Here is a 23,438-nt window from a genome sequence, read left to right on the forward strand (position 1 = left end):
CTATAGTCGCGGCGGGAAATCGCAGGGGATGTCCTTGAGACAGCCGTTCTTGAAAACCGCCGCGCAGGGTTCACTGGCGGTCGCCTTGCTGGCGGCCAGCCAGGCTGCGCTGGCCTTGGGGTTGGGCGAGATCCGGGTCAAATCGCAGCCCGGGCAGCCATTGGTGGCCGAGATCCCGGTCATCTCCAGCGAGCCGGGCGAACTGGAACAGCTGCGCGCGCGGCTGGCTTCGCCGGTGATCTTCGAACGCGTCGGCCTGCAGCGGCCGAGCGGGCTGGTGAGCCAGCTGGACTTCGCCGTGGCGATGTCCGACGACGGCAAGCCGGTGATCCGGGTCACCAGCCCGGGCCCGGTGGAAACACCGGCGGTGAACTTCCTGATTGAAGTGGACTGGGGCCAGGGGCGCCTGGTCCGCGAATACTCGGCCCTGGTCGGCGCACCCGGTGCGGTGGCCGCGGCCGGACAGCCACAGATCGAAGCGCCGGCACCGGCGCCGTCCAACCAGATCGCCCGCAGCGAACCGCTGCCGGCCCCGGTGGACGAAACGCCTGCGCCGCCACCTGCGCCTGCTCCGACACCCGCGCCCGCACCGCCTGCGGAGCGTCCGGCGCCGAGCGCGGTGGCCGTCACGCCGCCGCCTGTGCCGCGCGCACCGGAACCGGCGCCCACGCCGGTCGCCGTGCCTGCACCGGCAGACACGCTCACCGTGCAACGCGGGCAGTCGCTGTCGCAGCTCGCCCGTAGCGTCCAGCAGGGCGGCACGCTGGACCAGGCGATGATCGCGCTGTTGCAGGCCAATCCCGAGGCCTTCGTCGGCAACAACATCAACCGTCTGCGCACCGGCGCGGTGCTGCGCGTGCCGCAGGCGCGCGAGGTCAACGGCCTGGCCGCGACCGAAGCCGCGGCCATGGTGCGCAAGCAGGTGGCCGACTGGCGCCAGGCGCGCGCGCCGGTGCCACAGCCGGCCGCCGCGACGCCGGCTGCTGCGCCCGTGCCGCTGGCCAAGCCGGCGCCGAGCGTGGCCGACGCACGTCTGGAAATCGCACCGCCGGCGGCCAACGTCGCCCAGCGGTCTGGAACGACATCCGGCACCGAGGCCGGAGGCGAGGGCGACATGCTGGCAAACGAACAACTGCGTCAGACCAAGGAAGACCTGGCCGCGCGCAGCGCCGAGGTCCAGGAACTGAAGACGCAGGTCGCCGAACTGGAAAAGCTCAAGGCCCAGCAGGCCAAGCTGATCGCGATGAAGGACAGCGACCTGGCCGCGGCGCAGAAGCGCCTGGGCGACGTGCAGAGCGGTCAACCCGGCGTCCCGGCCTGGCTGTGGATGGGCGTGGTGCTGGTGGTCGTGGGCCTGCTGGCCTGGGTGCTGGCGCGGCGCAACCGCGGCACGCCCAAGCCGCCGGTCTTCAAGGGCACGCTGGCCGCGCCGCCGGTGGTGGAAGAAGGCGAAGTGCCGGCCCCGTTCACCGCGGCCGAGCCGGAGCCGGTGTTCGACGCGCCGGTCGTGCCGGGCCCGCTTGCCGAGCCCGAGCTGCCGCGCTACACGCCGGTCTATGTGTCGGGCGAATCGCGCCCGGGCAAGGTCGAGCCGGCGGTGTCGCCGAGCTCGCCGGCCTGGATGAGCCCGACCGCCAAGCCGACCTGGCATACCGTCGATGGCCCGCATCCGATCTCCACCCGCGCCGTGCCGTCGGTCAGCCCAACCGCGACCTTGGCGCCGACGCCGGCCCCGATCCCCCGCGCCGCGCCCACCGCGGCCATGATCGATCCGGTCCCGGCCATCGCGCCTTCGGCCGGTGGTCGCGAGCGCCTGGAGCTGGCGCTGGCCTACCTCGACCTGGGCGACACGGACGCGGCCCGTTCGCTGCTGCAGCAGGTGGCGGCCGGCGACGACGCGCAGGCGCGCGACGAGGCCTCGAAACTGCTGCGCGAGCTCGGCTGAGCCGCGTCGCAGAGGAGTTTGCGCATGCGTTACGCGCTGGGCGTCGAATACGACGGCAGCGAATTCCAGGGGTGGCAGCGGCTTGAGAAGGCCGGTGCGCCGGTGCTTACGCCGACCGTGCAGTCGGCCCTGGAAGCCGCGCTCTCGACCGTCGCCAACCTGCCTGTCGATACCGTTTGCGCCGGTCGCACCGACGCCGGCGTGCACGGGCAATGCCAGGTCGTGCATTTCGATACCGAGGCCGTGCGCGCGCCGCGCGGCTGGGCGCTGGGCGCCAGCGCCAACCTGCCGCCCGCGATCTGCGTGCGCTGGTGCCAGCCGGTCGCCGATGACTTCAACGCGCGCTTTTCCGCGCGTGCGCGCCGCTATCGCTACGTGCTGGTCAACCGCGCGGTGCGCCCGGCGCTGGGCCGGCAGCTCCTGTCGTGGGAACGCCTGCCGCTGGATACCGAGGCCATGCATCGCGCCGCGCAGGCGCTGCTGGGCGAGAACGATTTTTCCGCGTTCCGCACCGTGCACTGCCAGGCGCGGCATCCGATGCGCGAGCTGCAGTCGATCCGCATCACCCGCCAGGGCGAGCAGGTCACCGTGGAAGTGCAGGCCAATGCGTTCCTGCACCACATGGTGCGCAACATCGTCGGCTCGCTGCTGATGGTGGGACGCGGCGAAAAGCCGGAAGCCTGGATCGCGCAGCTGCTCGCAGGCCGCGATCGCACCGTGGCCGGGCCAACCGCGTCGCCGCAGGGGCTGGTGTTCGTCGGGCCGCTGTATCCGCCGGAATGGGGCCTGCCGGCCGAAGTGACCTTGCCCGGCTGAGCGCGGGCCTGCGTGCGGAAAGCGGTGTTGCAGGGGCGCGCCGCGGCAGGCGCTTAGACTGGGCGCTTCGATGTCGAGCAAGGCCGCCATGCATACCCGGATCAAATTCTGCGGCATGACCCGCCCCCAGGACGTACGCCTGGCGGTGGAGCTGGGCGTGGACTACATCGGCCTGATCTTCGCGCGCAGCCCGCGCCAGCTCACCATCGAAGCGGCGCGCGACCTGCGCGCGCTCATTCCCGACACCATCGGCGCGGTCGCGCTGGTGATGGATCAACCGACCGACGAAATCGCTGCGATCGCCGCGCAGGTGCAGCCGGACCTGCTGCAGTTCCACGGCGGCGAGGACGACGCGTTCTGCGCGGGCTTTGGTTTGCCGTTCCTCAAGGCACTGCCGATGGGCGGCGCGCTCAGTGCCGAGGCGGCGATGGCGGCATTCCCGTCGGCCTGGGGCTTCGTGCTGGACAGTCATGTGCCGGGCGGGGCAGGCGGCAGCGGCAAGAGCTTCGACTGGGCGCGCTATCCGCGAGACGTGGCAAAGCCCTGCATGCTGGCCGGCGGCCTGACTGCGGCGACCGTGGGCGCGGCGGTGACGGCCGCGCGCCCGTGGGGCGTGGATGTCTCCAGCGGCGTCGAGTCGGCGCCGGGGGAAAAGGACCACCACGCGATGCGCCAGTTCGTCGCGGCTGTGCGCGCCGCCGATGGCTGAGCAGCTGCCGGTCATCGACCTGGCCGCGCTGGCGCCGGGTGCGCCGGGGCGCGAAATGGCCCTGATCGCCTTGCGCGAGGCGGCGCATCGTTATGGCTTCTTCCAGCTCACTGGCCACGGCGTGCCAGCAGCCTGCGATATCGCGCTTCGTGCACAAGCCGAAGCTTTGTTCGCACTGCCGGAGGACGAAAAGCGCGCCATCGCGATGCTGCACTCGCCGCAGTTCCGCGGCTATACGCAGATGGGCGCCGAACTGACCCGCGGCCGCGCCGACTGGCGTGAACAGATCGACTTCGGCCGCGAGGAACCTGCGCGTCCACTTTCAAGAAAGGACGCGCCCGCGCTGCGCCTGCACGGCCCCAACCAATGGCCGGCCGCGCTGCCGGGCTTTCGTCCCGCGGTGGAAGCGTGGCAGCAGGCGATGGAATATCTGCTTCTACGCGTGCTGCGGGCCTGCGTCGCCTCGCTCGGCCAGCCGCGCGAGGCCTTGCAGCCGCTGTACGGCGAACGTCCGTGGTGGACGATGAAGCTGATTCGCTATCCCGCCCAGGCCAGCGAAGGCCAAGGCGTCGGCGCACACAAGGATGGCGAACTACTCTCGCTGATCGCGCAGGATGCGGTCGGCGGCCTGCAGGTCGAAGCCGCCGACGGCACCTGGATCGATGCCCAACCCACGCCAGGCTGCTACGTGGTCAACATCGGCGAGCAGCTGGAGCTGGCCTCCGACGGCTACTTCAAGGCGGCCGTGCATCGCGTGCGCAGCCCGGCCAGCGGCCAGGCGCGGCTGTCGGCAGCGTTCTTCCTCGGCGCGCGGCTGGACAGCCGCATTCCCGCGCTCACCTTGCCGCCGGCATTGGCGGCGCAGGCCCGCGGCTATACCCGCGATCCGGGCAATCCGCTGCTACACGATGTCGGCGCCAATACCTTGAAGGGCCGGCTGCGCTCGCATCCGGACGTGGCCCGCGTGCATCACGCCGATCTGCTCGATGGCGCATCGTCGATGCCGTCACGGACTGCCACGCCGCGTTGATCGCTTTCGCGCGACACTGCGCAGGTGTCGCCCCTACACGGAGTTCCGACGCATGTCGCTGATGCGTGTCTACCTACGCGTGCTGCAGTTGCTGGCGCCCGAGAAGCGGCTTGCGCTGACCCTGGTGCTGGCCAACCTGGTGCTGTCCGGCGTGGCCTTCCTGGAGCCGGTGCTGTTCGGCAAGGTGATCGATGCGCTGGCCGCGCAGGGCAAGGGCGGCAGCGCCTGGCATTACATCGGCCTGTGGACCTGCGTGGGCTTCGGCGGGATCGTGGCCAGCGTGTTCGTTTCCTTGTTCGCCGATCGGTTGGCGCACCGACGCCGGCTGGCGGTGGTGGCGCAGTTCTTCGAACACGCGGTCGGCCTGCCGCTGTCCTATCACGGCCAGCACCACACCGGCCGGCTGCTGCGGATCATGCACACCGGCAGCAACAACCTGTTTGGCCTGTGGCTTGGATTCTTCCGCGACCACCTGACCACGCTGCTGTCGATCCTGCTGGTGATCCCGTGGGCGATGTCCATCAACTGGAAGCTCGGCCTGCTGATGGTCGGGCTGATGGCGACCTTCGCCATCTTCAATGCCATCGCGATGCGCCGCACCCACGCCGCGCAGCGACAGGTGGAGCAGCTGCACAGCGCGATTTCCGAGCGGGCGGGCGATGTGTTCGGCAACGTGCCGGTGGTGCAGGTCTACACGCGCCTGCAGGCGGAAGTTGAGGCGATCCGCGACATGGCCCGGCGCGTGCTGGATGCGCAGTACCCGGTCCTGCGCGGCTGGGCCTGGCTGTCGGTGGCCAACCGCGCGGCCTCGACGCTGACCATCGTGGCGATCTTCGCGCTGGGCGCGCAGCTCAACGCCAATGGCGAGGTGACGGTCGGCGGGATCGTCACTTTCGTCAATTTCGCGCTGTTGCAGATCGGCCGGCTGGAGGCCTTTGCCGGATTCATCTCCGGGCTGTTTTTCCAGACCCCGTCGCTGGCGGATTTCTTCGCCGTGCTCGATACCGAAGCCACCGTCAAGGAAGACCCCAAGGCGCCGTCATTGCCCGCCGCGATCCGCGGCGAAGTGCGCTTCGACGGCGTGTCCTTCGGCTACGACGCCTCGCACCCGGCGCTGCGGCAGCTGGATTTCGTCGCCGCGGCCGGCAGCACGGTGGCGCTGGTCGGGCCGACCGGCGCGGGAAAATCGACCGCGCTGAGCCTGCTATATCGCGCCTACGACCCGGATCGCGGCCGCGTCACCATCGACGGCATCGATATCCGCAGCGTCAACCTCACTTCGCTGCGCCAGCACATCGCGGTGGTGTTCCAGGACCCGGGCCTGCTGTACCGCTCGGTGGCCGACAACCTGCGCGTGGGCAAGCCCGACGCCAGCGAAATCGAGATGGAGGAGGCCGCGCGCGCGGCCGAGGCGCATCACTTCGTGGTGGTCAAGCCGGAAGGCTATTCGACGCTGGTGGCCGAACGCGGCACCTCGCTCTCCGGCGGCGAGCGCCAGCGCCTGTCGATCGCCCGGGCGATGCTGAAGGACGCCCCGATCCTGATCCTGGACGAAGCCACCAGCGCACTGGACAACGCCACCGAGGCGCGCATCCAGCGCGCCCTCAACCGGCTCACCCAGGGCCGCACCACCTTCGTCATCGCCCATCGCCTGAGCACGGTGCGCAACGCCGACCTGATCCTGGTCATGCAGGACGGGCAGGTGGTCGAGCAGGGCCGCTTCGACGATCTGGTGGCCCAGGGCGGCCTGTTCGCGCGGCTGGCGGCGGGCGGCGAGTTCGTGGCCGACGCGGAAGAGGGCTGAGGGCCGCGCCGGGGATCGCCGCAGGGCGGTTTCCGGCCAAACACTGGGGCAAGACCGGAATGTCAGGCGCGAAAGCGTGCGCCTCGCGGCTTCCCACGCGGCGCCACAAGCTGGAATAATCGGGCAAACGTGTCGCGCCATGGAGGCGCACCGGCGCAAGCCGTAGGGGAAGGCACGAGGAACTGTGCAAGGGCCACGGCCAGCGCAGGCAAGGAGAGCCGTAAGGAATGCTGGAGTTTCTGTCCGTCGCGTTGCACTGGCCCACGCTGCCGTACAGCATCGTGCTGGGCTTTTCCGTGGCGTACTGGCTGCTGGCCGCCACGGGCATCGTCGATGCCGATGGCCTGCACGGCGGCGACGGCTTCCACCACGGCGAGCTGCATCACGGCGGCGATGCGCATGGCATCTCGGGCATGTTCGCCCGGCTGGGCCTGGGCGGCGCGCCGGTGATGCTGGTGGTGGCGCTGGTGGCCTTCTTCGGCTGGACCGTCACGTATTTCGGGCATCTCCTCTTTTTGCAGAACGTCGCCGCGCCGGTGCGCTGGGGCTTGGGCAGCGTGCTGGCCGCCGTGGCGCTGGTGCCGGGCGTGATCGTCAGCGCGGTGGTGCTGCGGCCGATCCGCCGCCTGCTGCTGAAACTGCGCCCGGTCGAACAGGCCTCGATTCTGGGCCGCGCCGGCGTGATCGCCTCGCCGCATGCCGATACCACTACCGGGCGCGCCACCGTCGACGATGGCGGCGCCGGCCTGATCCTGCAGGTGCGCACCGCGCCCGGCACCACGCTCATTCGCGGCGACCGTGTCCTGCTGGTCGATTACGACGCCGCGCTCAACCTTTACCACGTCATCCGCGAACAGGAAGCGCTGCTGCCCGCCGCGCCAGGTCCGCGTCTTTTGCCCTAAGGAGAAGTGCCCGATGAGTTTCGCCACCCTTGCGCCGTTCGTGATTGGAGTCGGCATCCTGCTGGTGCTGATGCTGGGCGTGGCCGGCCTGTTCAAGGCTTTCTATCGCAAGGTCGACCAGGGCGTGGCCCTGATCGTCAACGACATGAGCGCCACGCCGAAGGTGCACTTCACCGGTGCGTTGATCATCCCGGTGCTGTACCGCGCCGAGCAGATGCAGATCAGCCTGATCACCCTGCAGGTGGACCGCCGCGGCAAGGAGGGCCTGATCTGCAAGGACAACATGCGCGCTGACATCGCCGTGGCGTTCTACCTGCGCGTCAACGAAACCCAGGCCGACGTGCTGCGTGTGGCCAAGGCCATCGGTGCCGACCGCGCCTCAGACAAGGATGCGGTGGACGAGCTGTTCAACGCCAAATTCTCCGAAGCGCTCAAGACCGTCGGCAAGAAGTTCGACTTCACCGAGCTGTTCGAGAAGCGCCAGGAATTCCGCGACGAGATCGTGTCGGTGATCGGCAATGACCTCAACGGCTATGCGCTGGAAGACGTGGCGATCGATTACCTGGAGCAGACGCCCAAGTCGGTGCTTGATCCGTACAACATCCTGGACGCCGAGGGCATCCGCAAGATCACCCAGCTCACCGCCGCCCAGAACGTGGTGACCAACGAGCTGGAGCAGAACGCCAAGCTGGCCATCACCAAGAAGAACGTCGAGGCGCGCGAGGCGCTGCTGGCGCTGGAACGCCAGCAGGCCGAGGCCGAGGCCCGCCAGAAGCGCGAGGTGGAAACCATCCGTGCCCGCGAGGAGGCCGAAACCCTCAAGGTGCAGGAAGAGCAGCGCCAGCTGGCCGAGAACGCGCGCATCGAGGCACAGGAGCTGATCGACATCCGCGAGCAGAACCGCCTGCGCGAGGTCGAGGTCGCCGAGCAGAACCGCCAGCGCGCCGTGGCCATCGAAGCCGAGCGCGTGGCGCGCGCCAAGGCGCTGGAGCAGGTCACCACCGATCGCGAGGTCCAGTTGCAGGGTGTGGAGCGCGACAAGGTGGTGGAGAACGGCAAGATGGACGTGGCCAACATCACCCGCGAACGCATCGCCATCGACAAGACCGTGGCCCAGGAAGAGGAGCGCATCAAGGAAGTGCGCGAGGTCTCCGAGGCCGACCGCCAGAAGCAGATCACCATCCTCGATGCCGAGGCCAAGGCGCAGGAAGCGATGGTCCGCCAGGTCAAGGATGCGCAGGCGCGCGAGACCTCGGCCAAGCACCGCGCGGTCGAACTGACCACGCTGGCCCAGGCCGAGTTCGAGGCTGCCGGCCGCCAGGCCGAGGCCAAGAAAGTGTTGGCCGAAGGCATCCGCGCGGAAAAGGCCGCGCCCGGCCTGGCCGACGCGCAGGTCAAGGAAGCGTCCGCGCTGGCGATCGAAAAGGTCGGCGTGGCCGAAGCCCGCGTGATCGAGGCCAAGGCCGACGCCAGCCTCAAGCAGGGCAGCAACGACGCCCGTGTGCTGGCCGAGACCCTGCAGGCCAAGGCCCAGGGCGAGGAACAGATGGGCAAGGCCAAGGCCAGCGCCGCCGAGTCGATCGGCCTGGCCGAGGCGACGGTGGTGGAGAAGAAGCTGTTCGCCGAGGCGCAGGGCCTGACCCAGAAGTTCGAGGCGATCGGCTCGCTCAGCGACACCGCGCGCGGCCACGAGGAGTTCCGCATGATGCTGGACACCAACCTGACCCAGGCGCTGGCCTCGATCGAAGCGGGCAAGGAAGTGTCCAAGGAAAACGCCGAGGTCATCGCCACCGCGCTGCGCAACGCCGACATCGACCTGGTCGGCGGCGACGGCGGCATGTTCGACAACCTGATCAAGGCCGTGTCGCTGGGCAAGTCGATCGAAGGCCTGGCCGACAAGAGCCCGATCGTGCAGGACCTGATGCAGCGCTACCTGGGCGTGAACCGCAGCGAGCCCAGGGCGCGTCAGCTCACCGATGGCAGCACCAACGGCGCGGGCCTGCCGGCGACCGGCGAGGTCTGAGCCTGTCCAAGGCTGCGCGCTGAGTTGCCCGCGGCCTGATTGCCCGCCGTCCCGCGCTTGGCTGGGGCGGCGGTTCCGCCCGCCGGAAGGAAGTGCCGCACGATGTCCGATTCCGTAACCCATTCCGATCCCGCGCCCGAAGCCGGCGCCCAGGGCCAGGTCGACCAGGCCGTGGCCCGCGGTGGCGCCTATGAGGTGCTGCGCCGGCGCCTGACCGAACAGGGCGAACGCCTGCGCAGCGTGGTCGATGGCCTCAACCGCCAGCGCCTGGCCGAATTCGGCGACAGCCGGCTTGAAGTCACCGGCCGATTCCGGATCCGCACCGAGAACAACTGCGTCGGCCGCGACGTGGTCCAGGTCGGCGCGGACATGCTGCTGTTCGGCTACAACGTCTTCATCGGGCTCAAGACCCAGACCCGGATCGAGGACGTGTTCGGCCTGTACCGGCTGGTGCAGGGCGGCGAGGGCTACGACGTGGTGCCGCTGGAGCTGAAGGACAGCTTCCTGGGGCAATCGGGCTTCGTCCACGACTTCACCGAGCTCTACGCCTATTACAAGCACGCGCGCCTGCTGCAGCTGATCGTGGTTGGCGGCAAGCTGCTGGCAGCCTTCCAGATCGGCGAGCGCAGCACCGACGTGCGCGTGTTCCGCTGGTCGATCGATGCGGCGGGCGCACTGACCTACCTGGATGCACGCGGCGAGCGCGATATCGCGCTGCCGCCGCCGTTCGATTTCGAATGGACCCGCGCCACGCGCGAGATGGCCGTCAGCGGCCGTCATTCGCATCTCAACATCCTCGATACGCTGTTCGTCGAGACCATCGGCGGCGACCTGACGATCAAGGTCGAGAACAATACCGAGACCGGCAAGGGCATCTACAGCGAGCCGGTGGAGGACAGCACCCAGTCGCTGGACGACGCGCAGTTCGATTTCGCCAAGGTCGGCACGCTGATCCTGCTCAAGGTGCTGCCGTATCGCGAGAGCACCTGGCGCGGGCTGATCTACAACACGCTCACCGGCCACATCGTGCGTAACGATGCAATCGTGCAGGCCTGCGTCCAGCTGCCCGAAGACCACGGCATCATTTTCCCCGGCGGCTATTACCTGCAGGGCGGCGAGCATAAGGCCTTCGATGCCGGCATGGCGGGGATGCAGTTCAAGCGCGCGATCCGATCGCCTAACGGCGAGGACGTGCTCTACATCTTCTACGAGCGCGAAGGCGGCAAGTCGGCGCTGTTCGTCTACAACACCATCCAGCGGGCGCTGCAGAACCCGGTGTTCGGCCACGGCTACGCGTTGCTGCAGGACGGGCGCATGGTGCTGTTCCATGCTGAAGGCAACGAGCCGACCCGCATCCATCCGATGCAGGTCTGGCAGACCCCGTTCACCAGCGATGAGTTCGCCGCCAACCGGCCGGCCAGCGACAGCTTCATGGGCCGGATCGGCAACGCCGAACTGGTGCGCGGCATCTCCAACCTGCTGGGCCTGAGCCGCGAGATCGAGGGCGATGATGTCTCGGTGCAGCGTTATCAGCGTTTGGTCGGCGATGCGCGACGGCTGTTCGATGCGCACCACTGGCTGGACGATGCGCACTGCGATGGCGCGGCTACGCTGCTGCGCGAGATCACCGCCACCGGTGAGTCGGTGTTGGACGAATACGAGAAGGTCCAGGCCATCCGCCAGCAGTCCGACCAGGCGATGGTCGAGGCGACCGCCGCGCACAAGGCGCTGCTGAACCGGCTGCAGCCGGAGAACTGGACGCAGGTGCAGGCCTTCGTCGAAGCGCTCAACGCAATCAGCGCGCAGCGCGGGCAGCTGCTGACGATCCGCGACTATCGCTACATCGACACCGCGGCCATCGATGCGATGGCGCAGGCATTGCAGCTGGCGCATGAGCGCGTCGGCGCGGCCACCGGCGTGTTTCTGGCTGGCGACACCGCGCTGGCGCCGTTCAACGCGCGCCTGGACGAACTCGACGCGGGCGTCAAAGCGGCGACCAGTGCACGCCAGCTGGCCGAACAGCTACAGGCCATGCAGGCGATGTCGGCCGACCTGGACATGCTGTCCGAGCTGATGGCCGGCCTGAAGGTCGACGACGCCACCCAGCGCACGCGCGTGGTCGAGGCAATTTCCGGCATCTACGCACGCCTGAACCAGGCACGGGCGCGCGCCGAACAGCAGCGCAAGTCGCTGGGCTCGGCCGAAGCGGTCGCGCAGTTCGGCGCGCAGTTCGCGTTGTTCAGCCAGGCCATTACCAGTGCGCTATCGCTGGCGACCGATCCGGAGCGCGCCGACGAGCAGCTCTCGCGCCTGATGGTGCAGCTGGAAGAACTGGAGAGCCAGTTCGGCGAACACGAGCAGTTCCTGGGCGACATCCTGGCCAAGCGCGAGGAACTGGTCGAAGCCTTCGAAACCCACAAGCAGGCGCTGCTCGACGACCGCCAGCGCAAGGCGCAGTCGGTGCTGGATGCGGCCAACCGTATCCTCGACGGCCTGGGCCGGCGTACCGAGCGCTTCACCTCGCCTGACGAACTCAACGCGTTCTTCGCCGGCGACCCACTGATCCTCAAGCTGCGCGAACTGGCCGAGCGCCTGCGCGGCTACCGTGACAGCGTCAAGGCCGACGACATCGAGGCGCGGCTCAAGGGCACGCGCGACCAGGCCGTGCGTGCGCTGCGCGATCGCAGTGATCTGTTCGAAGCCGACGGCAACGTGGTCAAGCTGGGGCCGCGGCATCGCTTCAGCGTCAACACCCAGCCGCTGGACCTGACCATCCTGCCGCGTGGCGATACGCTCGCCCTGCACCTGACCGGCACCGATTTCCTCGAACCCATCCACGATGCCGAGCTGGCCGAACTGCAGCCGTACTGGCAGGTTGCGCTGGATTCGGAATCGCCGGTGCTGTATCGCGGCGAATACCTGGCCGGGTGCATCCTGCAGTCGGCCATCCGCGGCGGAGATGGGCTGGACCTGGCCTCGCTGCAGCACCAGGCCGCCGAGCCCGAGGCGCTGGCCAAGGTGGTGCGCGACTTCGCCGCGCCGCGTTATCGCGAAGGCTACGAGCGCGGCATCCATGACCACGATGCCGCCGCAATCCTGCGGGCATTCCTGCCGCTGCATCGCGCCGCCGGTGCGCTGACCCACCCACCGCAGGCGCGCGCGCTGGCGCTGCTGTTCTGGGCGCAGCACCAGCAGCGCCAGGACGCGATGCAATGGCCCGCGCGCCAGGCCGGTGCCGATGCGATCCTGCGCCTGTTCGGCTCTCGCGAAGGCGTGGAAGCCTTGCAGGCCGAGATGGCCGCAGCGCTGGTGATGTTCGTCGAAGGCGAGTGCCTGCCGATTCCCACGTCACAGGCCGTTGCAGCGGCCGCGTACCTGGCCGAGGAACTGGGTCAGCCCGAACCGGTATTCGTGTTCAGCCGCTATGGTCGCGCGCTGGTCGATGGCCTGCACCAGCGCCTGGACGCCGCCGGCCTGCGCGAGGGATTCGAGAAGGCGCTGGACCACCCGGCCAGCAGCATCACCGCACGCTGGGAATTGGCGATCCAATGGCTGCACGGGCTGTGCCGCGATCCGCAGTTCGCTCCACAAGCCGGCTACGTGGCCGAAGCCGCGGCAATGCTGCTCACCGCACGCGCCCTGCGCGGACGCAACAGCGATGTCGCGCTGATGGGCACGGTGGAAGGCTTGCTGGGCGAACACCCGCGCATCGTGCAGGGCCGGCTGGTGCTGGCGGTGGATGATTTCCTGGCGCGCATGGCCGAGCACACCGGGCAGTTCGTGGTGGGCTTCCAGCGTTACCAGGCGGTGCGCCAGAAGATCATCGCGCGCGAACGCGAGGGCCTGCGGCTGTCCGAGTTCAAGGCGCGGCCGCTGTCCTCGTTCGTGCGCAACAAGCTGATCAACGAGGTGTACCTGTCCATCATCGGCGACAACCTCGCTAAGCAGATGGGCACGGTCGGCGAGAACAAGCGCAGCGACCTGATGGGCCTGCTGATGATGATCTCGCCGCCCGGCTACGGGAAAACCACGCTGATGGAATACGTGGCCAGTCGCCTGGGCCTGGTCTTCATGAAGATCAATGGTCCGGCGCTGGGCCACGAGGTGCGCTCGCTCGACCCGACGCAGGCGCCGGACGCCACCTCGCGCCAGGAGCTGGAGAAGCTCAACCTGGCGCTGGAAATGGGCAACAACACGATGCTGTATGTCGACGACATCCAGCACACCCATCCGGAGTTCCTGCAGAAGTTCATCTCGCTGTGCGACGGCACGCGCCGCATCGAAGGCGTCTGGAAGGGCCGCACCCGCACCTACGACATGCGTGGCAAGAAGTTCTGCGTGGTCATGGCCGGCAACCCGTATACAGAATCCGGCGAGCTGTTCAAGATCCCGGACATGCTGGCCAACCGCGCCGACATCTACAACCTGGGCGACGTGCTGGGCGGCATGGAAGACGCCTTCACCCTGAGCTACATCGAGAACAGCCTGACCTCCAACCCGGTGCTGGCGCCACTGGCCACGCGTGACATGGCTGACCTGTACCTGCTGGTGGATCGTGCGCGCGGCAAGGAGGTTTCCACCAACGCGCTCAGCCATGCCTACAGCGGCGCGGAAACCAACGAGATCGTCGCGACGCTGCAGCGCCTGCTGCAGGTGCGTGACGTGGTCTACCGCGTCAACCAGCAGTACATCGCCAGCGCTGCGCAGGACGATCGCTACCGCACCGAGCCGCCGTTCCGCCTGCAGGGCAGCTATCGCAACATGAACAAGCTGGCCGAGAAGGTCTCGCCGGTGATGAACGCCGCCGAGCTGCAGCAGCTGATCTCCGATCACTATCTCGGCGAAGCACAGCTGCTCACCACCGGCGCGGAAGAAAACCTGCTCAAGCTGGCCGAACTGCGTGGCGTGCTGGACGAAACCCAGGCCGCGCGCTGGGCGCAGATCAAGCGCGATTTCCTGCGCAACAAAGCGATGGGCGCCGACGACGCCGATGTCGGCGGGCGCGTGGTGGCGCAACTCGCGGACATTGCCGGCGGACTGCAGGCGTTGCAGGTCGCGCCCAGCGAAGCTGCGCCAGCCGCGCCCGAGGTGCCGTGGCAACACATCGTCACGCTGCTTCAGCAGCTGGCGAGCACACGCGAGGCCGCGCCCAAGGTCGATCCGCTGCAGGGTGTTCCCGAAGCGCTGCGCGCGGCGATTGAGCCGCTGTTGGAAGCGGTGCGCCAGTCGCAACAAGGTCAGGCGCAAGCCAATGCCGCGTTGGCGGGGCTGGCTGAGCTTGCCCGTGAACGCACCGCCGCCGCTCCGGTGCCGGCACAGCGCACGCGTCGCGCGCGGACCCCGCAGGAGAAGCGCCTGGACGAAGCCCTGTTGCGCCATTTCTACGGCGAGTCGGCGTTGCGCGAGGACGCGGCGGGCGAGGGCGCAGCGCCGCCGTGATCGCGCCCGTGCCTGTCTTCCCGTTGCCGGATCCGTCGTTGGATCGCAGCGACCTGCTGGCCGCGACGCGCTACGGCGAGATGCTGCTGAGCGCCATCGAGGCCCAGTCGCAGGCCGGACTGGCGAGTGATCCGGCGATGGCCGCGCTGGTCGCGCAGATGCAGCAGATCCGGCTTGCGCTGCAGGCGCGCGACCCGGCCGCGATCCGGCGCGACAGCGGCTGGTGGGGACGTTTGTTGGGGCGTGATGTCGAAGCGCAGCTGCAGGCCGAGCAGCTGTCCGCGCAACTGGGCGTGCTGCTGTCGCGCGCCGATATGCTGGCTGCGACGCTGCGTGCTGCGCTGGTGACTATCGCCGCACAGCGCTCATCGCGACAGACGGCAGGCGAGGCGATCGATCGCTGGATCGAACTCGGCCAGCAGCAGCTGGGCTTGGACGACAGTGCCTGGGATCAGGCCTTGTCGCGCCGGCTGGATCACCTGCGCCGACTGGCCGTGCTGCAGCACACGCAGCACGCGCAGGTGGTGTTGCTGCAGGGGCAGGTGCACGAACTGCTGGAGCGCTACCAGCGCATCCGCGATGTGCTGCTGCCGGCGTGGCAACAGCAGGCGACCGTCCAGGCCGCCGCGCAGGTGCCGACGCAGTTGCGCGAGATGCAGCGCGCCCAGGACGACATCACCGCTGAAGTGACGGCCATGCAGGCTAGACTTCGATGAATGCGCGCGGCCTGCCGGCCGTGGAGACCGCAATGGATCAAGGAGCTGGAACATGACGCAGGATTCGCCCATTCCCTCGCCGCTGCCGGTGCCCGTTGCGCCGAGCCTGGATCCGGCGCTGCTCACGGCGCTGGGCCTGACCGCCGCCGACCAGGGCCGCATCGACGAGATTACCCGCGGTCTGGACGACATCACGCCGGGCAACCTGCATGTGTTCGGGCGCGAAGCGGCAGGCAAGACCGCGGCGTTCTCCAGCCAGTTGCTCGATCAGGTGCGCAACCGCGACCTGGACGCGTCCGGCGACAAGCTCGGCGAAGTCGTGCGCATCGCGCGCTCGCTCAAGCTGGAAGGCCTGAACGAGCGTTCCAAGGTGCCGGTGATCGGCGGTCTGATCGACCGGATGCGCGCGTCCAAGGGCGAGCTGGTACAGAAGTTCAGCGACACCAACCAACAGATCGAACAGCTCATGCGCGATGTCGGCGTGCAGCAGGCGACCATGTCCCAGCGTGTGGGTGAGTTCGATCGCATGCACCAGATCGTGCTCGACGAACGCCACAGCCTCGGCCTGCATGTGGCTGCCGGCAAGCAGCGCCTGGCCACGCTGGCGCAGGAGCAGCAGGCGCTACTTGGTCTGGAGGATCCGGCTTCGCGCACGCGGCGCAACGAGCTGGACAACGCCATCCGCCTGCTCGACAAGCGCGTGGGCGACCTGACGGTCATGCAGCACGCGGCCGATCAGTCGCTGCCGATGATCCGCATGATCCAGGCCAATGCGATCCAGCTGATCGAGAAGTTCAACGCGGTGCGCGACATCACCATTCCGTCGTGGAAGCGCCAGTTCGCGATCCAGCTTTCGCTGAGCGAGCAGAAGCACGCGGTCGAGCTGTCCAACGCGATCGACGATGCCACCAACGAGATCATGCGGCGCAACGCCGACCTGATGCGCCAGACCTCGGTTGAGACCGCCAAGGCCAACCAGCGCGCGGTGATCGACGTGGCCACGCTGCGCCATGTACACGAGCAGCTGATCGCCACGGTGGAAGAAGTCCGCACGATCCATCGCGAAGGCATGCAGCAGCGCCAGCAGGCCGAGGTGGAGCTGGCCAAATTGCGCGAAGACGTGCAGCAGCACTTGGCTGCGCCGACCCTCTGACCGGTCGCGTGAGTTAGGGTGTGTGCGCGGCGAGTTCGGCCTGGATCCAGCTGGCGAGCGCTTTCAGGCGCGGATCCGGTGCGCGACGTGGACTGCACAGTGTCCAGCGGCCGCTGGTACGGGTGAAGCCCCACGGCGCCAGCAGGCGGCCGCTGGCCAGGTCTTCGCTGACCAGCTGGCGTGGGGCGATGGCCACGCCCAGGCCGGAGGCGGCGGCTTCCAGCAGGTAGTACAGGTGCGGAAACAGTTCGCCGTAATGCAGGTCGTCGGCCGCAAGCGCATGTTGATGGGCCCATTGCGGCCAGGCCTGCGGGCGCGAGGCGGTGTGCAGCAGGCGTTCGTGCGAGAGCGCCTGCGCCGGTTGTCCCTGCAGGGCGGGCAGGCCGGGATAGCGCGGGCTGACCACCGGGCCGATTTCCTCATCGCCCAGCGCAATGACCTGCCAGTCCGCGGGCCACGGCGCCTGGCCCAGCAGCAGCATCGCGTCCACGCCGGGCTGCAGCTCCGGCGATTCCTGCGCGGAAAAATGCAGGCGCACGCCGGGCAGGGCCTGGCCCATGCGCTCCAGGCGCGGGATCACCCAGCGGGCCAGCACGCTGGCCGAGCAGCCCAGCACCAGCGCGTCGCTGGGGCCGCTTCGGCGCAGGCCCTCCCAGGCCTGCTGGAGCTGGGTGAAGGCCGCGCCGGTCGCATCGCGCAGGCGCACGCCGGCGGCGGTCAGGACCAGGCCACGGCCGGCGCGTTCGAACAGCGGCTGGCCCAGCGCCTCTTCCAGCGCCCGGATCTGGCGGCTGACCGCGCCGTGGGTGACGTGCAGTTCCTGGCCCGCCTGGGTCACGCTTTCCAGCCGGGCAGCGGCCTCGAACGCCCGCAGGGCGCCGAGTGGGGGCAGGTTGGCACGGGCCATCTGTGAGATTTCCTGACGGGTTGTGGCGATCTTATCGCTATTGGACGCCCGCTGGCTGGGCTAGCATGGGCGCCTGTCCAACGACTGCGTACCGTCATGCCGAACGCTTCCATCCGTGACTTCCACGCCTATCCCGACGCTGCCGGCCACTACGGCCGCCACGGCGGGCGCTTCGTCGCCGAGACCCTGATCGGTCCGCTGCAGGAACTGGCCGCGGCCTACGACACGGCCCGCGCCGATCCGGCCTTCATCGCCGAATACGACAAGGACCTGGCCCATTACGTCGGCCGGCCCAGTCCGATCTACCACGCCGAGCGGTTGAGCAAGCAGGTCGGCGGCGCGCAGATCCTGCTCAAGCGCGAGGACCTGAACCACACCGGCGCGCACAAGATCAACAACACCATCGGCCAGGCGCTGCTGGCCAGTCGCATGGGCAAGACCCGGATCATCGCCGAGACCGGCGCCGGCCAGCACGGCGTGGCCAGTGCCACGGTCGCCGCGCGCCTGGGCCTGGAATGCGTGGTCTACATGGGCGCCACCGACATCGAGCGCCAGAAGATCAACGTCTACCGCATGCGCCTGCTGGGCGCGACGGTGGTGCCGGTGACCAGCGGCTCGGCCACGCTCAAGGACGCCTTGAACGAAGCCATGCGCGACTGGGTGACCAACGTGCAGGACACCTTCTACATCATCGGCACCGTGGCCGGCCCGGACCCGTATCCGCGCATGGTCCGCGACTTCAACGCGATCGTCGGGCGCGAGGCGCGCGCGCAGATGCTGGACCAGTACGGACGCCTGCCCGATGCGATCACCGCCTGCGTCGGTGGCGGCAGCAATGCCATCGGCCTGTTCCATGCCTTCCTCAACGACCGTGAAGTGAAGATCTACGGCGCCGAAGCCGCTGGCGACGGCATCGAGACCGGCCGCCATGCCGCTTCGATCGCCGCCGGCCGCGTCGGCGTGCTGCACGGCAACCGCACCTATGTGATCTGCGACGACGACGGCCAGATCATCGAGACCCACTCGATTTCCGCCGGCCTGGATTACCCGGGCGTGGGCCCGGAGCATGCCTTCCTGGCCGATGCCGGCCGTGCGCAGTACCTGGGCATTACCGACGAGGAGGCGCTGTCGGCCTTCCATACGCTGGCTCGCACCGAAGGCATCCTGGCCGCGCTGGAATCCAGTCATGCCGTGGCCCAGGCGATCAAGCTGGCGCGCGACCTGCCCAAGGACCAGCTGGTGCTGTGCAACCTGTCCGGCCGTGGCGACAAGGACGTGCACACCATCGCCGCGCGCGACAACATCCAGCTTTGAATCCTTCCGCGCCGGGCTGGTGCACGCCGCGCTGCCCGGCGCTGGATTTGCCACATTGACCTTGCAGGAGCCCTCAGATGGCTGAAGACACCCAGACCACGCAGACCCCGCCCAACATCGATGCGCCGATGGACCCGGCGTTCTTCGAGGTGGTCAACAAGTTCGTGCAGATGGCCAACCGCCAGGGCGGCATCCACGGCCTGAAGCGCACCAGCTTTGCCGCGTTGTACGGCGTGGCCCGCTACAACGCGCACACGTACATCAGCGTCGAGCCGGACATCCCGGGCTCGCGCGCAGGCTTCCTCGACTACATGACCGCGCTCTATCGCCGGATGCTCAACGAGCACCTGGACGCGCTCGGCGCCGAGCGCGGCATGAACGTGGGTGAATCCGAACTGGCTGCCGACTACGCCGCCATCGACAAGCGTCGCGCCGAAGCCGCCGCGGCCGCACTGGAAGACAAGCCCGAATGAACCGTTTCGACACGACGTTTGCCGCGCTCAAGGCACAGGGGCGCAAGGCGCTGGTTCCGTTTGTCACCGCGGGCGATCCCTCGCTGGCGGCCACCGTGCCGGTCATGCATGCGCTGGTCGCGGCCGGCGCCGATGTGATCGAGCTGGGCGTGCCGTTCTCCGATCCGATGGCCGATGGCCCGACCATCCAGCGCAGCTCCGAGCTGGCGCTGGGCCGCGGCGCCGGGTTGCGCTTCGTGCTGGAGGTGGTTGCCGCGTTCCGCCAGACCGACGCGACCACGCCGGTGGTGCTGATGGGCTACCTGAATCCGGTCGAGATCCACGGCGCCCAGCGCTTCGCCCGCGAAGCGGCCGATGCCGGCGTCGATGGCGCGCTGCTGGTCGACCTGCCGCCGGAAGAGGCCGACGAGACCCGCGAAATCTTCAACCGCCACGGCCTGCAACTGATCGCGCTGGCCGCGCCGACCACCACGCCCGAACGCGCCGCGCTGCTCTGCGAGCAGGCACAGGGCTATCTGTATTACGTCAGCTTCGCGGGCGTTACCGGCGCTTCGGACCGGCTCGATACTCAGGCCGCCGGTGAGCGCCTGCGCGCCCTGCGGGCCCAGTCGAAAGTGCCGGTGGTGGCCGGTTTCGGCATCAAGGACGCCGCCAGCGCCGCGGCCATGGCGCCGGACGCCGATGGCGTGGTGGTGGGCAGCGCGCTGGTCAAGGCGATCAGCGAGGCCGCCAGCCCGCAGCAGGCGGCTGAACTGGCCGGGAACTTCCTGCGGCCGCTGCGGGAGGCGCTGGATCAGGGGCTGCGCTAAACTGCCGCGCTTGCATCCCGCGCCGCGTGGCGCGCTGAACCAGGTTTACAAACACGCATGAGCTGGCTGAGCAAACTGATGCCCGCGGGCATCCGCACCGACGCGGCAACCCGCAAACCCAAGCGCAGCGTCCCCGAAGGCCTGTGGGAAAAGTGCGACAACTGCGGCGCGGTGCTGTACCGGCCCGAGCTGGAAGAAAACCTGGAGGTCTGCCCCAAGTGCGACCACCACATGGCCATCCGCGCCCGCGCGCGCCTGGCCGCACTGTTCGATCCGGGTTCCACCAAGGAGCTCGGCGCGGCGCTCGGCCCGACCGACGTGCTCAAGTTCCGTGACCAGAAGCGCTACGCCGACCGCATCAAGGCCGCGCAGAAGTCCACCGGCGAGCGCGATGCGCTGATCACGCTGCAGGGCAAGGTCAAGGACCGCAACCTGGTCGCCAGCGCCTTCGACTTCGCCTACATGGGCGGCTCGATGGGCTCTGTGGTGGGCGAGCGTTTTGCCCTGGGCGCCGAGAAGGCGCTGGAGCTGGGCTGCCCGTTCGTGTGCTTCTCCGCCTCGGGCGGCGCGCGCATGCAGGAAAGCCTGTTCTCGCTGCTGCAGATGGCCAAGACCTCCGCGGCGCTGGGTCGCCTGCGTGCGGCCGGCCTGCCGTACATCTCGGTGCTCACGCACCCGACCACCGGTGGCGTGTCGGCCTCGTTCGCGATGCTGGGCGACATCAACATCGGCGAGCCCAAGGCGCTGATCGGCTTCGCCGGCCCGCGTGTGATCGAGCAGACCGTGCGCGAAACGCTGCCCGAAGGCTTCCAGCGTTCGGAATTCCTGCTCGACCACGGCGCCATCGACCAGATCTGCGACCGTCGCGAGCTGCGCGATCGCCTGGCCGACCTGTGCGCGCTGATGCTCAAGCAGCCCAAGCCGGCCAGCGACGCCGAGGCCGCCTGATGGCGTCGGCCAGCCGGAAGTATTTCGGCACCGACGGCATCCGCGGGCGGGTCGGGCAGGGCCCGATTTCCGCTGATTTCATGCTGCGCCTGGGCAATGCCTACGGCCATGCGCTGGCCGCGCGCGTACGCCGCGCCGGCGCCGGCAAGCCGGTGGTAATCATCGGCAAGGACACGCGCATCTCGAACTACATGTTCGAGGCCGCGCTCGAAGCTGGCCTGGTCGCTGCCGGCGTGGACGTGCAGCTGATGGGGCCGATGCCCACGCCGGCGGTTTCGCACCTGACCCGCGCGCTGCGCGCTTCGGGCGGCATCGTGATCTCGGCCTCGCACAACCCGCACCATGACAACGGCATCAAGTTCTTCTCCGCCGAAGGCGAGAAGCTCGACGACGACACCGAACTGGCGATCGAGGCCGCGTTGGAGCAGCCGTTCCGCACCGTGGCTTCCGAAGACCTGGGCAAGGCCGTGCGCACGCGCGATGCGGTCGGCCGCTACGTGGAAAGCTGCAAGAACTCGGTGCCGCGCGAGTTCGACCTGACCGGCATGAAGATCGTGGTGGATTGCGCCAATGGCGCGACCTACCAGGTGGCGCCGATCGTGCTGCGCGAACTCGGCGCGCGCGTGGAGGTCATCGGCGACACGCCCAATGGCCTGAACATCAACGACGGGGTGGGTTCGACCCATCCGCAGGCGCTGTCCAAGCGCGTGGTGCTGTCCGGCGCCGATCTGGGCATCGCCTTCGATGGCGACGGTGATCGCGTGCTGTTCGTCGATGGCCACGGTGACGTCATCGATGGCGACGGCCTGCTGTACGTGCTGGCCAGCGACTGGAAAAAGACCGGCCGACTGCATGGCGCGATGGTCGGCACGCTGATGACCAACTACGGCCTTGAAAAGGCGCTGGGCGAGCAGGGCATCGACTTCATCCGCGCCAAGGTGGGTGATCGCTACGTCCATCAGGCATTGGTCGATGGCCATGGCGTGCTCGGCGGCGAAGCTTCCGGCCACATCCTCTGCCTGGACCGGGCCAACACCGGCGACGGCATCGTGAGTGCCTTGCAGGTGCTGGAAGTGTTGCGTCGCACCGGCCAGCGCCTGGACCAGGCCCTGAAGGGCCTGGTGATGCTGCCGCAGCAGACCGTCAACGTGCGCCTTGAAGGTGTGTCCGCCAAGGACGTGGTCGATGCGCCCGCGGTCAAGTCCGCGCTGGCGCAGGCGCAGCAGTCCATCGCCGGGCGCGGTCGCGCGTTCCTTCGGCCGTCGGGCACCGAGCCGGTGGTCCGCGTCACGGTGGAAGCCGACGACGATGCGCTGATGCACGCCACGCTCGATGCGCTGGCCGGCGCGGTCCGTGCCGCGGCGTGAGAAAGTCCTGATCGCCCTGGGCGTGATCGTCGCCAAGGCGCTCACGTGCTGGGGCTTGTACCTGCTGCTGCGCTAGCTGCAGGCAAGGGCGATAAACTAGGAGGCCACGTTCGCCTCTACCGGTTGTCCCCATGAGCGCCATTCCCACCCTCGACATCGCCCGTTTCATCACGCCGACCAGCGACGCCGATCGCGCCGCGTTCGTGGCCGAACTGGGTGCGGCCTACCGCAAGTGGGGCTTTGCCGGTATTCGCAACCACGGCATTCCGCAGGCGCAGATCGATGCGGCCTACGAGGTGTTCAAGAATTTCTTCGCGCTGCCCGACGAGGCCAAGATGAAGTACCGCTTGCCCGGCAGCGGCGGCGCGCGCGGCTACACCGCCTTCGGTGTGGAAACGGCCAAGGACTCCAAGCATTTCGACCTGAAGGAGTTCTGGCACATCGGCCGCGAGATCCCGGCCGATTCCAAGTACACCGACGTCATGGCGCCCAACCTGTGGCCGGACGAGGTGCCCAACTTCCACGAGCACGGCTACGGCCTGTACCAGCAGCTCGATGCGCTGGGTGGCCACGTGTTGGCCGCGCTGGCGCTGCACATCGACCTGCCGGAAGACTATTTCGTCGACAAGACCGACTCGGGCAACTCGATCCTGCGTCCGATCCACTATCCGCCGATCACCAGCGACGACATCCCCAACGTGCGCGCGGGTGCGCATGAAGACATCAACCTGATCACGCTGCTGGTCGGTGCCAGCGCCGCCGGGCTTGAAGTGAAGTCGCGCGAGGGCAAGTGGGTGCCGTTCACCAGCGACGCCGACACCATCGTGGTCAACATCGGCGACATGCTGCAGCGCCTGACCAACCACGTGTATCCCTCCACCACGCATCGGGTGACCAATCCGCCGGGCGAGGAGGCGCGCAAGCCGCGCTATTCGGTGCCGTTCTTCCTGCATCCGAACCCGGATTTCCTGATCGACGTGCTGCCGTCCACGGTCACCGCCGACAACCCCAGTCGCTATCCAGAAGCCATCACCGCGCAGGGCTACCTGGAACAGCGCCTGCGCGAGATCAAGCTGAAGTAAA

At 68.5% G+C, this 23,438-nt stretch carries 17 protein-coding genes; 16 read left to right on the top strand and 1 reads right to left on the bottom strand.

Annotated elements, in window-relative coordinates; all coding sequences use genetic code 11:
- The first annotated feature begins 28 nt into the window (after positions 1–28).
- The 10 genes from BMZ17_RS04990 to BMZ17_RS05035 all read left to right on the top strand — a co-directional run bounded on the left by BMZ17_RS04990 (position 29) and on the right by BMZ17_RS05035 (position 16,537).
- Positions 29–1,945 (top strand): motility hub landmark protein FimV, encoded by a 1,917-nt coding sequence (locus BMZ17_RS04990; protein WP_093136685.1) that lies wholly within the window; start codon positions 29–31, stop codon positions 1,943–1,945.
- 24 nt (positions 1,946–1,969) lie between these two features.
- Positions 1,970–2,761: a tRNA pseudouridine(38-40) synthase TruA gene (gene truA / locus BMZ17_RS04995; RefSeq protein WP_093136687.1), complete on the top strand. Its 792-nt coding sequence runs from the start codon at positions 1,970–1,972 to the stop codon at positions 2,759–2,761.
- Positions 2,762–2,831: 70 nt separating this feature from the next.
- On the top strand, positions 2,832–3,470 hold the full coding sequence (locus BMZ17_RS05000; protein ID WP_093136689.1) for a phosphoribosylanthranilate isomerase: 639 nt from the start codon (positions 2,832–2,834) through the stop codon (positions 3,468–3,470).
- Positions 3,463–4,500, top strand: a complete 1,038-nt coding sequence (locus BMZ17_RS05005) for an isopenicillin N synthase family dioxygenase (RefSeq protein WP_093136691.1) — start codon at positions 3,463–3,465, stop codon at positions 4,498–4,500. The genes BMZ17_RS05000 and BMZ17_RS05005 overlap by 8 nt, the downstream gene beginning before the upstream one ends.
- Before the next feature lie 52 nt (positions 4,501–4,552).
- Entirely contained in the window at positions 4,553–6,304 is a 1,752-nt protein-coding gene (locus tag BMZ17_RS05010; protein WP_093136693.1) for a glucan ABC transporter ATP-binding protein/ permease, read from the top strand.
- A 227-nt stretch (positions 6,305–6,531) separates the two neighbouring features.
- Positions 6,532–7,206 (top strand): hypothetical protein, encoded by a 675-nt coding sequence (locus BMZ17_RS05015; RefSeq protein WP_093136695.1) that lies wholly within the window; start codon positions 6,532–6,534, stop codon positions 7,204–7,206.
- Positions 7,207–7,219: 13 nt separating this feature from the next.
- Positions 7,220–9,229 (top strand): flotillin family protein, encoded by a 2,010-nt coding sequence (locus BMZ17_RS05020; protein WP_093136697.1) that lies wholly within the window; start codon positions 7,220–7,222, stop codon positions 9,227–9,229.
- Positions 9,230–9,331: 102 nt separating this feature from the next.
- A complete protein-coding gene (locus BMZ17_RS05025; protein WP_093136699.1) occupies positions 9,332–14,668 on the top strand; it encodes a DNA repair ATPase in 5,337 nt (1,778 codons plus the stop codon).
- Between the two features lie 8 nt (positions 14,669–14,676).
- Positions 14,677–15,384, top strand: coding sequence for a hypothetical protein (locus BMZ17_RS05030; protein ID WP_139202793.1), 708 nt, complete (start codon positions 14,677–14,679; stop codon positions 15,382–15,384).
- A 52-nt stretch (positions 15,385–15,436) separates the two neighbouring features.
- Positions 15,437–16,537 (top strand): toxic anion resistance protein, encoded by a 1,101-nt coding sequence (locus BMZ17_RS05035; protein WP_093136703.1) that lies wholly within the window; start codon positions 15,437–15,439, stop codon positions 16,535–16,537.
- 13 nt (positions 16,538–16,550) lie between these two features.
- On the opposite strand, the gene BMZ17_RS05040 is transcribed toward BMZ17_RS05035, so the two are convergent.
- Positions 16,551–17,444: a LysR family transcriptional regulator gene (locus tag BMZ17_RS05040; protein ID WP_093136705.1), complete on the bottom strand. Its 894-nt coding sequence runs from the start codon at positions 17,442–17,444 to the stop codon at positions 16,551–16,553.
- 96 nt (positions 17,445–17,540) lie between these two features.
- Here BMZ17_RS05040 and trpB point away from each other — a divergent pair, with 96 nt between their 5' ends.
- The 6 genes from trpB (at position 17,541) to BMZ17_RS05070 (ending at position 23,437) form a co-directional block, all read left to right on the top strand.
- Positions 17,541–18,758: a tryptophan synthase subunit beta gene (trpB, locus tag BMZ17_RS05045; RefSeq protein ID WP_093136707.1), complete on the top strand. Its 1,218-nt coding sequence runs from the start codon at positions 17,541–17,543 to the stop codon at positions 18,756–18,758.
- Positions 18,759–18,835: 77 nt separating this feature from the next.
- On the top strand, positions 18,836–19,231 hold the full coding sequence (locus BMZ17_RS05050; RefSeq protein ID WP_093136709.1) for a DUF3144 domain-containing protein: 396 nt from the start codon (positions 18,836–18,838) through the stop codon (positions 19,229–19,231).
- The gene (trpA, locus tag BMZ17_RS05055) at positions 19,228–20,040 is read left to right on the top strand and encodes a tryptophan synthase subunit alpha (RefSeq protein WP_093136711.1); all 813 of its coding nucleotides are present in this window, start codon (positions 19,228–19,230) and stop codon (positions 20,038–20,040) included. The genes BMZ17_RS05050 and trpA overlap by 4 nt, the downstream gene beginning before the upstream one ends.
- Before the next feature lie 57 nt (positions 20,041–20,097).
- The gene (gene accD / locus BMZ17_RS05060; RefSeq protein WP_093136713.1) at positions 20,098–20,988 is read left to right on the top strand and encodes an acetyl-CoA carboxylase, carboxyltransferase subunit beta; all 891 of its coding nucleotides are present in this window, start codon (positions 20,098–20,100) and stop codon (positions 20,986–20,988) included.
- A complete protein-coding gene (glmM, locus tag BMZ17_RS05065) occupies positions 20,988–22,355 on the top strand; it encodes a phosphoglucosamine mutase (protein ID WP_093136716.1) in 1,368 nt (455 codons plus the stop codon). Before accD ends, glmM begins: the two co-directional genes overlap by 1 nt.
- A gap of 131 nt (positions 22,356–22,486) precedes the next feature.
- The gene (locus BMZ17_RS05070; protein ID WP_093136719.1) at positions 22,487–23,437 is read left to right on the top strand and encodes an isopenicillin N synthase family dioxygenase; all 951 of its coding nucleotides are present in this window, start codon (positions 22,487–22,489) and stop codon (positions 23,435–23,437) included.
- Position 23,438 lies beyond the last annotated feature (1 nt).

The organism is Pseudoxanthomonas sp. GM95, assembly GCF_900109775.1.
Taxonomy (GTDB): Bacteria; Pseudomonadota; Gammaproteobacteria; order Xanthomonadales; family Xanthomonadaceae; genus Pseudoxanthomonas_A.